We start from the raw sequence: 14,256 nt of genomic DNA, 5'->3' as shown, positions 1-14,256 counted from the left end.
CTGAGCTTGGATAGTGCAGAAAGCTTAAAAGTCGTATCGAATACCTATGCTGGTGATATTGTCATCGAAGTCAGCATATTGTTTGGTGTCGAACTGCCCCGCCTCCAGATGTACCCGGGTCGACTTGGAGAAAAAGTACTCCGCGCCAACTCCCCACTGGCTGACATGTGGCACCTGGGTCGCGGCTTGACCCAGGGCCGAATAGACCCGGTTGGCGATAAGTCCGGTGCCGGACTCGTCTTTGCCATACTGGGCTTTAAACAGCCACTTGTCCCACTTGTAAGAGCCACTGACAATAAAACCCAGGCCATCTCTGTCCTGCCAGTAAGGTTTGGCGGGGTTGGCCAGCTCTGATTGTTGAATCAGGGTGCCGAACTTCAGGTTTTCAAGCCCAAGGGCGGCCAGTTTCCAATGGCCCACAGCGCGCCAGGCCTTGATGTCTTCAACGCCATCAGAGTAGGCGGCTGCCAAATACAGGTTGCTGTTTTTTAACTTCTTATCGCCAAAGGTCAGCGCCAGTTGGTAGTTGCCATTCTCCTTGCGCTTGTCGCTGTCCTGGTAATAGTTATCTTCCATCAGCAGGCTGGCGCCCAGCTGCCAGCCGTGCCACACAGGGGTCTTGTATTCGAAAGAATCGCCCCAGCGCTTGTCGCCGGCCATCAAGCGGTCGTGCTTCATACTGTAGTTGTCAAACACATCCACGAAGCCCTTGGTCATTTTGAATACGGGTTCCATGCGCCCTGCGGCCAGCGAACCCCATTGGGCATGACGAACACCGATAAAGGTGGGGCGAGCGGTAAAGGGCTTGCTGCTGCCTGATTCGCTGGCCGAGTCGACCCCCATTTCAACCTGGTAGAAGAGGGTCAGGTCCGCCGTCAGGGACTCAGTGCCGCGTACACCCAAACGGGTAAAGTTGTTCTCAAGTACTGTGCCATCAAGGCCCTTATGGGTTGCGGCGCCCGTGTCTGAATGGGTGACCGAATAATCCAGCCTGCCATAAAAGTCTGGTGTGGCCTGTACCTGCAGGCTGAGGCCACCCAACAGTGCGGCGCTTATCAGGGAGAGACGAAAAACACTCATAGATTACTCCGGATTATTTTGAAAAGTTTGGAAAGGCAAACTGGTGGCAGTCGTTGCAAAGCGCCTTGGCTGGCTGATGCTCGCTGTGGCACACGGTACAGGGCACATCCGCTCCCCAGTGCGGTGCATCATGGGGATTGGGTGTTTGGTCCTTGGTGGAGGCGGCGATTTCATCGTAGCTGCCATGGCAGTCGATACAGGCCGCTTCGGTGGCAGGCCCCTTGGGACTGCCCTGGTGGCAGGTCTTGCAGTCCTTTTCGTCGTACATAAAGCTGTGGTTGCTGCGACCTTCACGCTTGCCCATCACCTTGTAAAGGTCGCCAGCGTGCAATGGTGATGAAACAAGCGTCAGCGCCAACAGAGATAAAATCAGGGTTTTCATGTGTGTCTCCTCAGGCCTTGGCTACTTGTTCACCGGCTATCACCCCAAATGCGAACGCATCGGGGCAGGAGCAGGCAGTTAAACGAATGCGGCCAAACAGACCACCTGTGGCTTCGCCGCAGGCATACAGGCCTTTGATGGGTTGGGCGGTGTCTCTGTTGATGACCTGGGCGTTTTCATTGATCAATACGCCGCCTTGGGTGTAGTTGAATTTCGGACGGGCCTTGATGGCATAAAAAGGCGCTCGCTTGACGCTTACCTGCTTTAACGCCCCCATGTCCTTGCCGAACTGGCTGTCTTTGCCTGCCAGGGCATCCTCGTTATAGCGCTTGAGCGTGGCCTCAAGTCCTGCAAGGTCAATGCTTTCACCTCTGGCCAGGGCCTCGATGGAGTCGTATTTCACCATCATGCCTTCCTCCAGAGCGAGGTGCAGGCGCTGCTTGTCGTGGAAGTTGTCGATGCCATCCTGATCGTAAATATTCAGCGGGAAGCGACCGTCGTTGCGATCCATGATGTTGCAGATGGCTTCTGCCACAACCTGACGGTTGTTCTTTTCGCTGATAAAGCGCTGGCCCGTTTTCGGGTCAACCAAGGCGCCCCACTGCAAATCTTCGGTTGGAATATCAAAGGCGAAGCGCATCAAAGACAGGTGAACTGTCTGGGCGCCTGCCGAAACCAAAGACTTGAGTGCCCCAGCGGTTGCGCCCCTGTGTGTGGTGGTTGGTATGTAGTCGCGAATATTGGGAAACTCCATGGCGCGGAACTCCACATCGCGGCTGTAGCCGCCCACTGCCATGACTACGCCCTTGGTCACCCGATAGTGTTTAATGGTGCCAGTGGTGTTTTCCCGGTCGTCATTCCCAAGATTTGGGTCGAAAAAGTACTGCTCCCTTACCTGAATGCCCATGACCTCGCCTTGGGCGTTCAGATGCAGCTTGTCAAACTTCACTCTGCGGCGGATTTCGCCCTGTAAATCCTGGGTATAGAAGCGACGCAGGGGGCGCAGTATGCCTTTGCCTCCCCCGTTGACCGGATAAAGTGTCCGGGGCACCGAATGGCCACCGAGGCTCTTTAACTTGTCATGGAAGCGGCAACCCCGCTCGATTGCCCAGGGCAATACCCGGGTCGTGGTATCGGCCATTTTCAGGGTCAGGTCTCTGTGGTTCTGATAACCGCCGGCCTTTGAGATGTCTTCGGCAAACAGGGCTGCAGAATCTTCAATCCCCTGCGCCTTTTGCAGATGGCTGTTTACCACTGAAAAGTTCAGGCCTGAGATGGCTGACGTCCCGCCGAGTACCGGCATTTTTTCAATGATAATGGTGTTGTTGGCACCATTTTCTTTTGCCCGGATGGCGGCGCAGGTGCCCGCCAGGCCGCTGCCTACCACGACAACGTCAAAGGTTTCATCCCACTGAATGGCGGCATTATCGCTGGACTTGGCCAGCACGGCAGGAGCCAGCCCCATGGCTGACAGTGCCAGACCTCCCTTGAGGAAGGCGCGGCGGCTTTGTTTGATTTTCTCGTTCATAGTGGCCTCACTTAATGATGACAACGCCATGGAATCAAAAAGCCGACGGCGGCTATATAGTGGTTTTCCGAAAGGCACATCAGGCTGTGAAGCGGATCAACTCCCGGGAAGTTAAAGATGCGTGATGCTCGGTTAGGGCCGATAATCCCGGTGTAATCTAATCGGGGAACATGATGAGTCAGGCGTGGCGGCTTTTATTGATGTTGGCGTTGCTGCCAGTGGCGACGGCCTTTGCCGGGGTGTCTGCCGGCAAAGAAACACAGGGCCAGCAGGAGGTGCGCATTGGCATCCTTACCTTTGCCGAGCGTTCGGACACCCTGAATACCTGGCAAGCCACAGCCGATTATCTTGCCCGGCAGACAGGACACCGCATCCGCATCGAACCACTGACGCCATCGGAGCTTGATAAACAGGTTGAAGCCAAGGCCGTGGACTTCATCATCTCCAACCAGTTTGTGGCCGTGGGGTACAAAAAAGAGTGGGGCGCAAGCCAGTTGCTGACCCTGATCCCTGCTGACGGTCGGGATCCTGCCCGTGCCATGGGCTCGGCATTGGTGGTGCGCGCAGGCGTCTCGGTCACCCGTTGGCAGCAGCTTGCCGAACTTAACATTGTGTCCACTGATCCACGGGCCTTTGGCGGATTTTTGATTTTTGCCGGCGAAATGGTGAGGCGGGGCTTGGATCCGGTCACGGATTTACCCGGACTCACCTTTGAAGGGTTTCCTCAGACCAAGCTATTGCAAAAGCTGTGGCGGCAAGAGGCCGATATGGCCATTCTGCCTGCCTGTGTATTGGAGCAGGCCATTGCCCGTGGCGAATATCCAGAGGGGGCATTTGATATTGCCCTGGCCCGCACGACACCCGGATTTGCCTGTGGTGTGTCGAGTGAACTCTACCCCTATACCGCCTTGTCCAAGCTTGGCCATACCAAGAGTGCCTTGGCAACCGAAGTGGCTGGTGCCTTACTTACGATGGATGCCAACACGGCGGCAGCCATCAGCGGCGGGTATCGGGGCTGGTCAGTGCCGGTAAACGATAATCGTGTGTTTGCGCTCAAACACACGTTAAGAGAATGGCCGTTTCAAACCAATTGGCAGCGCGTCGCTTCTGCTGCCATGCCCTGGTTTGGGGCGATACTCCTGTGCTTGCTTTTGGGGTATCTGCATCATTTGCGGATAAAGCGGCTGGTGGTCAAACGTACCCGGGCACTGGAGACGGAGATTGAACAGCATCGGGAAACCCAGCGGGCGTTTAACGAACAGCAGCGCCAGTTTTATCGGGCCCAGCGGGTTTTACTCACCGGAGAGATGGCGTCGGGGATCTCCCATGAATTGAAGCAGCCACTGGCGGGGATCCGCTATCTTGCCCAGGGCTGCCTGTATCGGCTCAAAGACCATGAGCCAGAGCTCAAATCGGCGCTTTGCGGGGTACTGACACAGGTCGACAGGGCACAGGAGACCATCGGCCGTCTGCGCAGTTTCTGTCAGCAGCCAAGTCGAAGCGTGCCTTACCGCGTCGATACCTTGATTGAAGAGACTCTGGCCCTGATTTCTCCAGAGCTTAAACGGTTGAAACTCGAACCTTCATTGGCGCTGGCTGAGGTCGAGGCGAGGCTGGACCCCGGGCTGATGACCCAGGTGTTGGTGAATGTACTGCTCAATGCCCTGGATGCCATGGCCGGGCAGCCAACGCCGTGGCTCGGTATTTCCCTTGAAACCACTGACTCGGGTTACCTTATCCGGGTGTCTGACAATGGCTGTGGGTTAACTGAGGCGCAGCTTTCCAGGCTGTTTTTTCCATTTGAGTCGGCCAAGGCCGACGGTTTGGGGCTCGGCATGGTCATTTGCAAGCGCATTGTTGAAGAACATGGCGGCAAAATTTCGGCCCATAATCGTTTTGATTACACCTCAATCGACGGCCAAATCGGGGGCCAGATTGACGCCTCAATCGACAGCAGCCCCTGTGGGCTTGAGATAAGCATAGAGATGCCCCGGGGAGCCGCGAATGATTGATGTGTATCTGGTGGATGACGACCCCGATGTGCTGGCGTCATTGAAATGGATGCTCGAAGGCCTTGGGATCAGGGCGCAGGGCTTTGCATCGGCACAGGATTTTTTGGCTGCTGTCGATTTTTCCCGTCCCGCTGTTGCCGTACTGGATGTACAAATGCCGGATATGGATGGGATGAGCCTGCTGGAAGTGCTCTTTTCACGGCCAAGCCCCATAGTGCCCTTAATGCTGACAGGGCATGGCAATATCTCTATGGCTGTCAAGGCGATACAGCAAGGAGCTATGGATTTTATCGAAAAGCCGGTCGATGGCGACAAACTGTTGGCATTGCTCCGCCGGGCGGCAACGCTTGCCACGGAGCGCGCAATCAGCCTGCAGCAGTCGGCAGAGATCCAGCAGCGTCTCGATAGTTTGTCCCCAAGAGAAACCGATGTGATGCACAGGGTGCTTGAGGGCAAACTCAATAAAACCATTGCTGCAGAGTTGTTTATTACCCAAAGGACGGTTGAGATCCACCGCCGGAACCTGCTGGAAAAGATGGCCGCAAGCAATGTGGCCGAGCTGGCATTTGTATTGTCAAAGCTGCGTCTGCCGCGTTAGGTATGTGCCATCACAGGGACGCGGATTTGCCCGGCCAATTCCCCTTCGGTTGCTTGTGCTTTTGCACTTTGGGGTTACCGGCTAATGGCAGTTCGGGCACTCAGATACACAGATATGCCCGGCGCAGACGCCAGATGTGGCCGTGTGCCGGCTCACACAGGGGCACTGTAACGATAAGCGCCTATTGAGCCCGGTCAGGCGATTGCCTACAATGGCGCAGGTTTTATTTACCCAAGATGATGATTATGACCGATACCAAAGTACCGCCAGCACTGCCAGACAGACTCTCAATCGATCCACGCAGCCCTCACCACGTGGCAGAAGTGTTTGAACACGATGTGGGCATTCGTATCAATGGCAAAGAGCGTTTTGACGTTGAAGAATACTGCATCAGTGAAGGCTGGATTAAAGTGGCCTCCCGCAAGGCCCTCGACCGCCGTGGTCAGCCACTGCTGATGACCATCAAGGGCGAAGTGGAAGCGTTCTACAAGTAATTGCCAACCTGTCTGCGTATTTCAGATACTGGATGGTGTAAAAAAAGACAGGGCTCCCTGTCTTTTTTTCTGAGTATTGAATGTCAGCCGGTATGAAAACGCTTCATATCTGAGTGGATAAGGCCCGCAAGGCCGGTGGCTTCGGCGACTTCATCCACCACCCTATCAAGTTCATTATTGTTGTCATCGCTGAGCAGCCGGATGCTCAGCGCATTTTGACTGATTTCCCCGATTGCCTGCATTTGTTCCGCGGTAGAGCTGGCGATTTGGCTGCTGATTTCCACAATCTGCTGCAGGGATTGTCGTACCTGGCCAAGTCTTTCGTCGGTCTGCTGCGTAAAGGCGACACATTGGGTCACACTCTTTTGGCTGGTTGACATGGCGTTCACGGCATCATCACTGCGGGCTTGCAGACGTTGGATCATGTTGTGAATTTCTTCGGTGGACTGCTGTGTCTTGGATGCGAGGCTTCGCACTTCGTCTGCCACTACGGCAAAGCCCCGTCCCTGTTCTCCGGCCCGGGCGGCCTCAATGGCGGCGTTTAGCGCCAACAGGTTGGTTTGTTCAGCAATGCTTTTTATCACATCCAGCACTTTGCCAATGCTTTTGCTGTCTTCGGCCAGGCGACTGCTGGCTTCTGCGGCAAGCTCAATGGCGTTTGCCAGTGTACGGACTTCATCGAGGGTTTTGCGGCTAAGCGCAGAGCCATCCCGGGATTTCGCATCGGCATCGCTCACGGCGGCCGAGGCATCGTTGGCGTTGTCTGAAATCTGTCTCACCGCCTCGCTGACATTGCCCACAGCGGTGGCGATGATATCGATTTGGTTGTGCTGCAGCTTCATGCGGCCATTTACCCCAGACATGGAATCGTGCAGCCTGGTACTGAGCTGAGTCAGTTTATCTCCCGCCGAGGCCATTCGTCCAACCATGCCCTGAAGATGGTCCAAAAAGCCATTGAATGCGCGGCTTTGATCGTTGCTGCTGGCTTGGGTTCTGTGGGTGAGGTCGATTTGCTCGCCGGTGAGATGGTGGGCGACTGCCTGGATGTCAAAAGAAACCTCCGCCTGGCGGTGCAGGTTTTTGGCCATCACCACCAACACCAGCGTCTCAACCACCACATAGCCGGCGTGGATAAAGATGATCCCCCAGGAGCGTTCTGCGCTGTCGAGCATAAAGACACTGCCACCGGTGGTTTGCCACCAAAAGAGTCCCACATGCAGCACGGCGGCAAGAGCCGCAGACGCGATGATAGGCAGCCAGTCCCGGCAGTAGAGCAGCATCGCGAGGCAGGCAAAGTAGCCAAAATGCATCTCTATCATGCCGCGAGACAGGTGTACATGCAGGGTGACCATCACCATAAATGCCAGCCCCATGGTCACCCGGGTTATGCGCTCACCCGGGCTGAGTGCCCGGATGGCGCCTGCCGCTATGGTTGTCAGCAGGCCAACTATGATGGCCACGGTCCAGTTACCGAAAACGCCCGCCAGGCCCAGTGCATAGAGGAACATCATGACCAGCACCGAAAACATAATGGTGTCTGATTTAATGTAATGATCCCGCATCATCTCAGTGCTTAAGGTATTCATTTTCTGTTGAGACTCTCCATTTGAGTGGGCAAGTAAGCCGTTGTCTGAAAACATGAGCTGTGATTGAGGCCCTTCTCAGGTGCTCCAACGGCAATGGCAGGACACCTGAATTGGCCAATCAGGCATTGGCAAAGGTTCACCGGCAGCATTCAACAGTGCTTCGCGCAGTAAATCGGCTCCCGAGCCGCAGCTGGGGCCAGTGGAATAGGCACCAAGGTAAACCAGGGTGCCATCGGCCTTCCAAACCCCCACGACCGGCGTAACTTCCGGCACCTCATTGAGTGTAATCCGTTTCATTTGTTTGAGCGTATCCGGAAGCCCGGTATTGCTTTGGGTGTATAGCAAATTGGTGTGCTGCGGCAGCTTCGCGGACACTTTGCTGAGTGTGGATGTTGTCAGCTGCTCAAGGTGCGCGTAGGTATCATCGCTGCAGTCGCAGCCCGGGTCGATAAAATGCACCACCACGGGGGCGCCGCCATCAGCTGTGCTGCTGGCAGAGGCTTTGATTAGGTCAGCGACCTCTCGCTCCACGCTTTGCTGGTTGAGCAGCGACGGCTCCATTTTGCTGATATGGCGAAGCTCCAACCACCAAAATGCCAACAGCACCGAAACCAGCCAGCCTGACAGAATAAGCATGCTCATGCGCTTTTTGGTCATGGGGATGACATCCTTTGAACTGTTGCTAATACTGCGTCAATCCAGCAAATACGCCCATGGGCAGCCAAGGGATCACTGCCTTTGAGAAGAAGGGCGCCGCTCTCGTCAGCATGGCCCGGTCAGCATGGTCTGGTCAGGCGTTGCCTCCCCGGCTGTGGTCTGGGCACTCTGAGCAAGTATAGGCTCTGAAAGCCCGGGTATACCGCACTGCACACAACATGTGTGTTAGTGGCTCACTGAGGCTTAAGAATGGGCTTTTTGGCATACACAGTTTGCGTCCTTCACAGATTGTCTGAGCTGAAAGCAGCGTCTTTTCCCGCGCTCATCGACACGTCTTTTCCTATAAAAGTGCATGCCGGCCTTACAAGCAGGGCAAGTTTGCCGGTGTTTTTTGACGAGTGAGTCGCGATAAGGGCAAGACAGCATTAGACTCATAGAAGTTCTGCTATCAAAGGAGCGATCCTTGTGAATACTGCTGGAGTCTGTGTACCTTTTATGTCGTCTGCATTGCTGCTTGTGTTGGCGTTTGGCGCGCAATCTGACGTGGTAGCGCAGGAGGGGTCAAAAACCTTGGCCGTTATCGCGTTGGAATATCCACCATTCACGACAGAAACACAGGCAGATAAAGGCAGTAGTTTTAGAGCCTTGCAAAAGTATTTACACTCAAAACACCTTGAGTTTGAACTTCAGCCTTTGTTTTTGCCCTCTGCACGGGCACAGAGTGAGATTCTGGCAGGGAACTGGTGTGCATCTTTCTATCCCCCACCAGATATCGTCAGAGAAGAGTCGCGATTTGTCCTTCTATCAGACTCCCTCGTCTCGCTGGGAATATTTCGTCGTCGTCAAGAAGACCCCTTCGTGTGGAAGGATCTATCCGAGCTGGGGGGCGGAAAAATTGCCTTGCTTCGTTCAAAAGTAGACGGCAGCTTTTTACAGCAATTTACGGATGCGGGGCTGACTATTGAGTTTGTCGGCGACATATCAACCGGATTAAGGATGCTCAGTAAAGGGCGGGTTGACTACGCGTTTGGCGACAGCGACGCATTAAGTGTTCTTACCCTGCCAAAGGAGATGCGGGAAAACCTGCAGTTCTCTTCCACTCATTTGATGGAATTTCCTGTCGGGGTGTTCGTCAACCCAATGTGTCCAGAGGCCGCTGAAGTGTTGGAGACAGTGCCAGCCTCTGACTGAATGGAGAGGGTCCCGTCTAGTGATGGCTCACCTTGTCTGAAGATAAGCCGCTGCTGTGTTCAAGCCTCAGGTACTCGTAATAGCCTTCGGGATAACATCGACTTTCTGGCTTGAAGATAAGCTTCAATGGCCGGTTTGCCAGCCAATTGGGTGTAAACCCGTCGCAATTGACCTGTTGAAGCCCAGCCCCTGTATCGTCAACAGTGACGCCATCGCGGTTTAACCTCAGCCGGGTGCCGTGGGGCAGGTAGTGGATAATGTGGCTATGTGTGGCTCTTTCGTGAGACTGAGCTTTGGTGGTTTCTGAGGTCTGCACGCTCGTCAACGCCTTCTCAGATGCCAGCGCGTTTTCAGGCACCATCTCTCCTGCAGGCTCACTGAACCAGACGCCACCTTCACCTTCAATGACACCGAAGCTGCCATCTTTTGAGAGCCACAGTGCGGTATTTTCATCGACGCCCACCGCCAGGCCGGTATCGCTTTTATCCTGCAGCAAGACCAGTCTGATTTGTCTGTCGCGCTCACTGAAATGGGTATCTGTCACGCCGAACGGGTAGAATCCCAGGCCGCCACCGGTTCGGTAGGTGAGGGTTTGGGCGGGGAAGGGCGCTTCACAGCTGCGCTCTTCGCAGCGCTCGCTGACGGGAGGCGCGGTTATCACGCCAAAGTCCAATGCCCCCTGACTGGTGCCGCCGGTGATCATGGCGCCCGATGCCATCACGGCCGTACCGGCACTGGTGCCACCGATAATCAGTTCGCCATTTGCAACTCGTTGTTTTACCAACTTAAGTGCTGCGCTCGGTTGGCCATCGGCATCCAGCCAGGCCGCCAGTGTAAGAGACTGATCGCCACCGGACAGAAACAGCCCATCCAACGATGCCAGGGTATTGAGCAGTTGCTCGGGGTGACGGCACAGCAGGTGGTGCTGTTCCCAAAGCTGCGGGTGAACCCGCAGCCTGTCATGGTAGCCGTGATGAGCCTCACCGAGTTGTGCCAGCGCTGCGCATCCTGCGACCTTGTCTTCAAATTGCCATGCCTGCTGCAGCGCGCCATTTAACGGGATCCACTGGGCGATTGCGCCTGCCTGGGTGAAGGTTTGCTGATAAAAACTGGCCGCTTCAAAAGGATCCCGTGCTGATGCCGTGACTATGCCAATTTTCGGTGGCTGGTTGCCTGCAAGCCTTGCTGCGCGCCTGACAAAGGCGTTGAAATGGTTTGCTCCCTGGGCGTTTTTGCCCTGTGCCAGTTGTACCTGCTCTGTCTTTGGCTCTCCTTGCGGGGTGAGTTGTACCTGCTCCAGGGTATCGAGCAGGGCGAAATAGCTGGCGTCATTGAGTTCATTTGTGAGCGGGCCCAGCAGTTCATGGAGCCCATCCACATCGAGAATTTTGCTGTCTGAGGAGCCGAGAGACCCCAGCAATGCCCTTTGAGTCTCGACGTCGAGTCGCGCCCAGGCCGGGGTGGTTTGAAAGCGTGCCAGACTGTGCTTGCTCAGCTCATACATCTGGTGGGTTTTGGCGTTGTCCGGGAAGTGAGTTGCTGCAGTGCAGTGCTTTGGGCTCATGGAGCTGCACACTGATAAGGCGCCCCCTGCGAGCATCAGCGACAGTTCTGGCGTTTTATCTGAGACCTGCGCCTGGCCAGAAAAATAGGGTTTGGCCGCGGCGGACACGGCAACAGGCGCGATTGACACCGACAGGGCGACAGCACCGATAAACAAGCGGAATTTTGGGGTCATGGCTCTGCTCAAAAAATTTTGCATGCCACGTATTGACTGGCCGCCACTATAACGGCTAGCTTGTTAACCGGTCAACAACATTGATTTCACATTTGGTGGATATGTTTCCGGCATCAACTTCTCTTGAAAGATACCATTACCGTACCTGGTATCTGTCCGAATGGTGGGACGAATAAACCACTGAACCTCCAGGTTCGGTGGGCTGTCCTGCGTCATCGCTAAGGCTCCCACGCCTCATTTTTTTGCTCAGCTGCACGCCTGCACCGTGAACGCACATTCATTTTGTGCCACGTATTGACCACGTCCGGTGGCTTAGGCGCGCGCCTGAAAAATTATTCGCATATTTTTGGGAGCTTCTCATGAAAGATTCAGTATTTGCCTGCGCCATTTCCGGTTTTGCCCTGTCCGCTTTGTCCATTGCCATGGCCCATGCCGCCGAAGACGACAAAGCGACTGCGTCTGAATCCAAACTCGAAAAAATCCAGGTAACCGGTTCACGCCTGAAAGGGGTGGACATGGAGGGCGCTAACCCGCTGCAGTCGTTCGATCAGGATGAGTTGATTAAACGTGGCTATGACACCATTGCCGAATTCCTGAAGGATTTACCCCAGGCCGCCAGTGCAGGCACCTTTACCGAAACCGGTGGTGTTGGTGGTGCAGATGGGGCGCCGGCCGGTGCTGCCGGGGTGAGTTTGCGTGGCTTGGGCTCAAGTTCAACTCTGGTACTGGTCAATGGCCGCCGGGTCGCGGTGGACTCCTTCTCCAATGGCTCTGACTCCTTTGTTAACGTCAACGCCATTCCCATGGCGGCCATTGAGCGCATTGATGTGCTGACCGATGGCGCGTCTTCCATTTACGGCTCAGACGCCATTGCCGGGGTGATTAACTTTATCCTGCGTAAGGACTTTGTTGGGCATGAGCTGACGGCCCAATACGGCAACGATACCAGCGACCACGACGCCAGCCGCACCGGGCTGACCTATGCCGGCGGCTTTGCCACCGACAATACCAACACCACAGTGGTACTCGACTACGCCAAGCGCAACGCAATTTTTAACAGCGATCGTCCCATCAACGTAACTTACACCTCCTACACCGAGATGGTGATTGACGGTAATTATTACGCCGAAGACTGGTGTGGTGACGACACCCGTTGGGGCGGCGAAGCCTGTAACTATGACTATGTTATCCAGCGTGCCATTCAACCGGATTTTGAGAATATCGGCGCCACCTTGAATCACCAGTGGCAACTTGACAATGACATGACCTTCTTTGCCGAGGCCATGTATCAGCAAAACACCGGCCATGCCTATGAGGCGCCTGCGGGGTACTCTGTCACGGTTCCGGGTGATGCGGCCTACGTGCCTGACTATGTGCGCGACATCAACGCCGCGGATGGCGATGACAGCGACAGTATTCGTGTGCGTACCCGCATGCCAGAGCGCAGAATTCAGGAATACGATACCGAAAGCTATCGTGTTCTTGCCGGCCTTCGCGGCGAGTGGGGCGACTGGGGTTGGGAGTCAGCAGCAAGCTATGGCAAGTCCACCAACGAAGTGACCCATGTAGCGGGCTATATGAACCGCAATGCGTTGGCCGATGCCATTGCCAGCGGCAGCTTTAATCCGTTTAACCTGGGGATGGATAACAGCGACGAGGCGATTGCGGCGCTTCGCGACAGTGCCGTTCGCCGCGGCGAGTCAGAGGTGATGTCGCTGGACGCCAACATCAGTGGTGAACTCTTTGAGATGAATGCCGGCCTGGTAAGCGCTGTATTTGGCGCCGAACTTCGCAGCGAAGAGATAGTGGATAATCCGGCCGCATCAGCGGTTAACGACGATGTGATTGGCCTTGGCGCCAGCGATGCCGCCGCCGACAGAACCCAGTATGCCGTTTACGGTGAGGTGAACCTGCCGCTGTTTGAGAATATGGATCTGATAACCGCCCTGCGCTACGACCATTACAGTGACTTTGGTGGCGACATCAATCCCAAGGTATCGCTGCGTTATAAGGCAACAGAGGACCTGGTACTCAGAGCGTCCTGGAGTACGGGTTTCCGGGCTCCTTCGCTTTCACAGCTGGGGGCGGGTACCTCCCTTGGCAGCCAATACATCAACTGCGGCGCCGATGAGCCTTTTAATGCCCTTTGTGGCACCAACGGCGCCATCGATGGTGAGCTGGAATTTGATCAGGAAACCATAGGTAACAAGGGGCTGGATGCAGAATCCTCTGAAGCCATCAACGCCGGACTGTCGTGGAATTTGACCGACAATTGGCAGCTCACCGTGGATTACTGGCGCTACGATCACGAAGACATAGTGGATATCGATGCCTCCACCACCCTCAATGCGTGCGTGAAAGGCAGTGCACCTGTTGTGGGTTCGGTGAGCGAGCTTAAGGGCGAGTTTGGTTGTGTCGTAGATGGCAATGGCGATATCAGCTTCCTGCGTACCGGCTACTTTAACGTTGGCAGCCAGACCACAGATGGCCTGGATTATCGGATGACCTATCGCCTTGAGACAGCGGCGGCAGGCGAGTTCAGCTTCTACGTCAGTGGTACAGAGACCTTTAGCTTTGAGCGCCAGGTTACCCCGGATGCTGACGTAGAGGACCTGCTTGGCCGCCTGTCCGGTGCCAACGAAATCGCCCGACCCGAGCGGGTGCTGGATGCCGGCACTGACTGGAGTCTGGGTGACTGGAGTGCCAGCCTCAGTGCCCATTATGTCTCCAGCATGGGCGATGGTGACTTCAAGTTTGATAACGAGACGGTGGACAGCTGGCTTACCTTCAGCGCCAGTGTGGGTGTGACCCTGATGGAGAATCACTCACTGATGTTGTCGGTTCGTAACCTTACCGATGAGGAGCCACCCTACGCTTCGTCGCCCACCAATGGTTACGCCAGCTCAGCCCATGACTGGCTCGGCCAGCGTTGGAACCTGCGTTACAGCCTGCGCTTCTGATGCTCTCCCTGGCCGGGCTTGCCCGGCCTT

At 55.4% G+C, this 14,256-nt stretch carries 10 protein-coding genes and 1 pseudogene; 5 read left to right on the top strand and 6 right to left on the bottom strand.

Translation table 11 applies throughout. From position 1 onward, the window contains the following. Positions 1 to 24: 24 nt before the first annotated feature. The 3 genes from JQC75_RS12480 to JQC75_RS12470 are packed head-to-tail and all read right to left on the bottom strand — an operon-like array spanning position 25 to position 2,990. Positions 25 to 1,080 carry a porin gene (locus JQC75_RS12480; RefSeq protein ID WP_203324406.1) on the bottom strand — a complete coding sequence of 352 codons (1,056 nt, stop codon included), beginning with the start codon at positions 1,078 to 1,080 and terminating at the stop codon, positions 25 to 27. Between the two features lie 13 nt (positions 1,081 to 1,093). Continuing rightward, positions 1,094 to 1,462 carry a cytochrome c3 family protein gene (locus JQC75_RS12475; RefSeq protein WP_203324405.1) on the bottom strand — a complete coding sequence of 123 codons (369 nt, stop codon included), beginning with the start codon at positions 1,460 to 1,462 and terminating at the stop codon, positions 1,094 to 1,096. Positions 1,463 to 1,472: 10 nt separating this feature from the next. Further along, positions 1,473 to 2,990 carry a flavocytochrome c gene (locus tag JQC75_RS12470; RefSeq protein ID WP_203324404.1) on the bottom strand — a complete coding sequence of 506 codons (1,518 nt, stop codon included), beginning with the start codon at positions 2,988 to 2,990 and terminating at the stop codon, positions 1,473 to 1,475. 173 nt (positions 2,991 to 3,163) lie between these two features. On the opposite strand from JQC75_RS12470, the gene JQC75_RS12465 reads away from it, so the two are divergent. From JQC75_RS12465 to JQC75_RS12455, 3 genes are all read left to right on the top strand, one after another. Then, a complete protein-coding gene (locus tag JQC75_RS12465) occupies positions 3,164 to 5,002 on the top strand; it encodes a sensor histidine kinase (RefSeq protein ID WP_203324403.1) in 1,839 nt (612 codons plus the stop codon). After that, on the top strand, positions 4,995 to 5,600 hold the full coding sequence (locus JQC75_RS12460) for a response regulator transcription factor (protein WP_203324402.1): 606 nt from the start codon (positions 4,995 to 4,997) through the stop codon (positions 5,598 to 5,600). The genes JQC75_RS12465 and JQC75_RS12460 overlap by 8 nt, the downstream gene beginning before the upstream one ends. Positions 5,601 to 5,845: 245 nt before the next feature. Then, positions 5,846 to 6,094, top strand: coding sequence for a DUF3297 family protein (locus JQC75_RS12455; RefSeq protein WP_203324401.1), 249 nt, complete (start codon positions 5,846 to 5,848; stop codon positions 6,092 to 6,094). Positions 6,095 to 6,177: 83 nt separating this feature from the next. Here JQC75_RS12455 and JQC75_RS19075 read toward each other — a convergent pair. Both JQC75_RS19075 and JQC75_RS12445 read right to left on the bottom strand, forming a co-directional pair. Then, positions 6,178 to 6,726, bottom strand: a pseudogene (locus JQC75_RS19075) (methyl-accepting chemotaxis protein); the annotation flags it as partial. A gap of 1,029 nt (positions 6,727 to 7,755) precedes the next feature. Then, positions 7,756 to 8,337, bottom strand: a complete 582-nt coding sequence (locus JQC75_RS12445) for a DUF6436 domain-containing protein (protein WP_203324399.1) — start codon at positions 8,335 to 8,337, stop codon at positions 7,756 to 7,758. Positions 8,338 to 8,802: 465 nt separating this feature from the next. Between JQC75_RS12445 and JQC75_RS12440 the strand changes: the two genes are divergently transcribed. After that, positions 8,803 to 9,528, top strand: coding sequence for a type 2 periplasmic-binding domain-containing protein (locus JQC75_RS12440; protein WP_203324398.1), 726 nt, complete (start codon positions 8,803 to 8,805; stop codon positions 9,526 to 9,528). A gap of 16 nt (positions 9,529 to 9,544) precedes the next feature. Here the strand turns inward: JQC75_RS12440 and JQC75_RS12435 are convergent, their stop codons facing one another. Next, positions 9,545 to 11,266: a cyanophycinase gene (locus tag JQC75_RS12435; RefSeq protein WP_203324397.1), complete on the bottom strand. Its 1,722-nt coding sequence runs from the start codon at positions 11,264 to 11,266 to the stop codon at positions 9,545 to 9,547. Between the two features lie 422 nt (positions 11,267 to 11,688). On the opposite strand from JQC75_RS12435, the gene JQC75_RS12430 reads away from it, so the two are divergent. Next, positions 11,689 to 14,226, top strand: coding sequence for a TonB-dependent receptor (locus JQC75_RS12430; protein WP_380796542.1), 2,538 nt, complete (start codon positions 11,689 to 11,691; stop codon positions 14,224 to 14,226). The last annotated feature ends 30 nt before the right edge of the window (positions 14,227 to 14,256 follow it).

This window comes from Shewanella litorisediminis, assembly GCF_016834455.1.
In the GTDB taxonomy this organism is placed as follows: Bacteria; Pseudomonadota; Gammaproteobacteria; order Enterobacterales; family Shewanellaceae; genus Shewanella; species Shewanella litorisediminis.
The sequence above is the reverse complement of the archived record's forward strand: the minus strand, read 5'-3'. Positions and strand labels throughout refer to the sequence as shown.

What these genes read in the sequence shown, in the direction of transcription:
- JQC75_RS12460 (WP_203324402.1), top strand. Translation starts at nt 4,995, where the DNA reads ATGATTGATGTGTATCTGGTGGATGACGACCCCGATGTGCTGGCGTCA.
- JQC75_RS12455 (WP_203324401.1), top strand. Translation starts at nt 5,846, where the DNA reads ATGACCGATACCAAAGTACCGCCAGCACTGCCAGACAGACTCTCAATC.
- JQC75_RS12470 (WP_203324404.1), bottom strand. Translation starts at nt 2,990, where the DNA reads ATGAACGAGAAAATCAAACAAAGCCGCCGCGCCTTCCTCAAGGGAGGT.
- JQC75_RS12435 (WP_203324397.1), bottom strand. Translation starts at nt 11,266, where the DNA reads ATGACCCCAAAATTCCGCTTGTTTATCGGTGCTGTCGCCCTGTCGGTG.
- JQC75_RS12445 (WP_203324399.1), bottom strand. Translation starts at nt 8,337, where the DNA reads ATGACCAAAAAGCGCATGAGCATGCTTATTCTGTCAGGCTGGCTGGTT.
- JQC75_RS12475 (WP_203324405.1), bottom strand. Translation starts at nt 1,462, where the DNA reads ATGAAAACCCTGATTTTATCTCTGTTGGCGCTGACGCTTGTTTCATCA.
- JQC75_RS12465 (WP_203324403.1), top strand. Translation starts at nt 3,164, where the DNA reads ATGAGTCAGGCGTGGCGGCTTTTATTGATGTTGGCGTTGCTGCCAGTG.
- JQC75_RS12480 (WP_203324406.1), bottom strand. Translation starts at nt 1,080, where the DNA reads ATGAGTGTTTTTCGTCTCTCCCTGATAAGCGCCGCACTGTTGGGTGGC.
- JQC75_RS12430 (WP_380796542.1), top strand. Translation starts at nt 11,689, where the DNA reads ATGGCCCATGCCGCCGAAGACGACAAAGCGACTGCGTCTGAATCCAAA.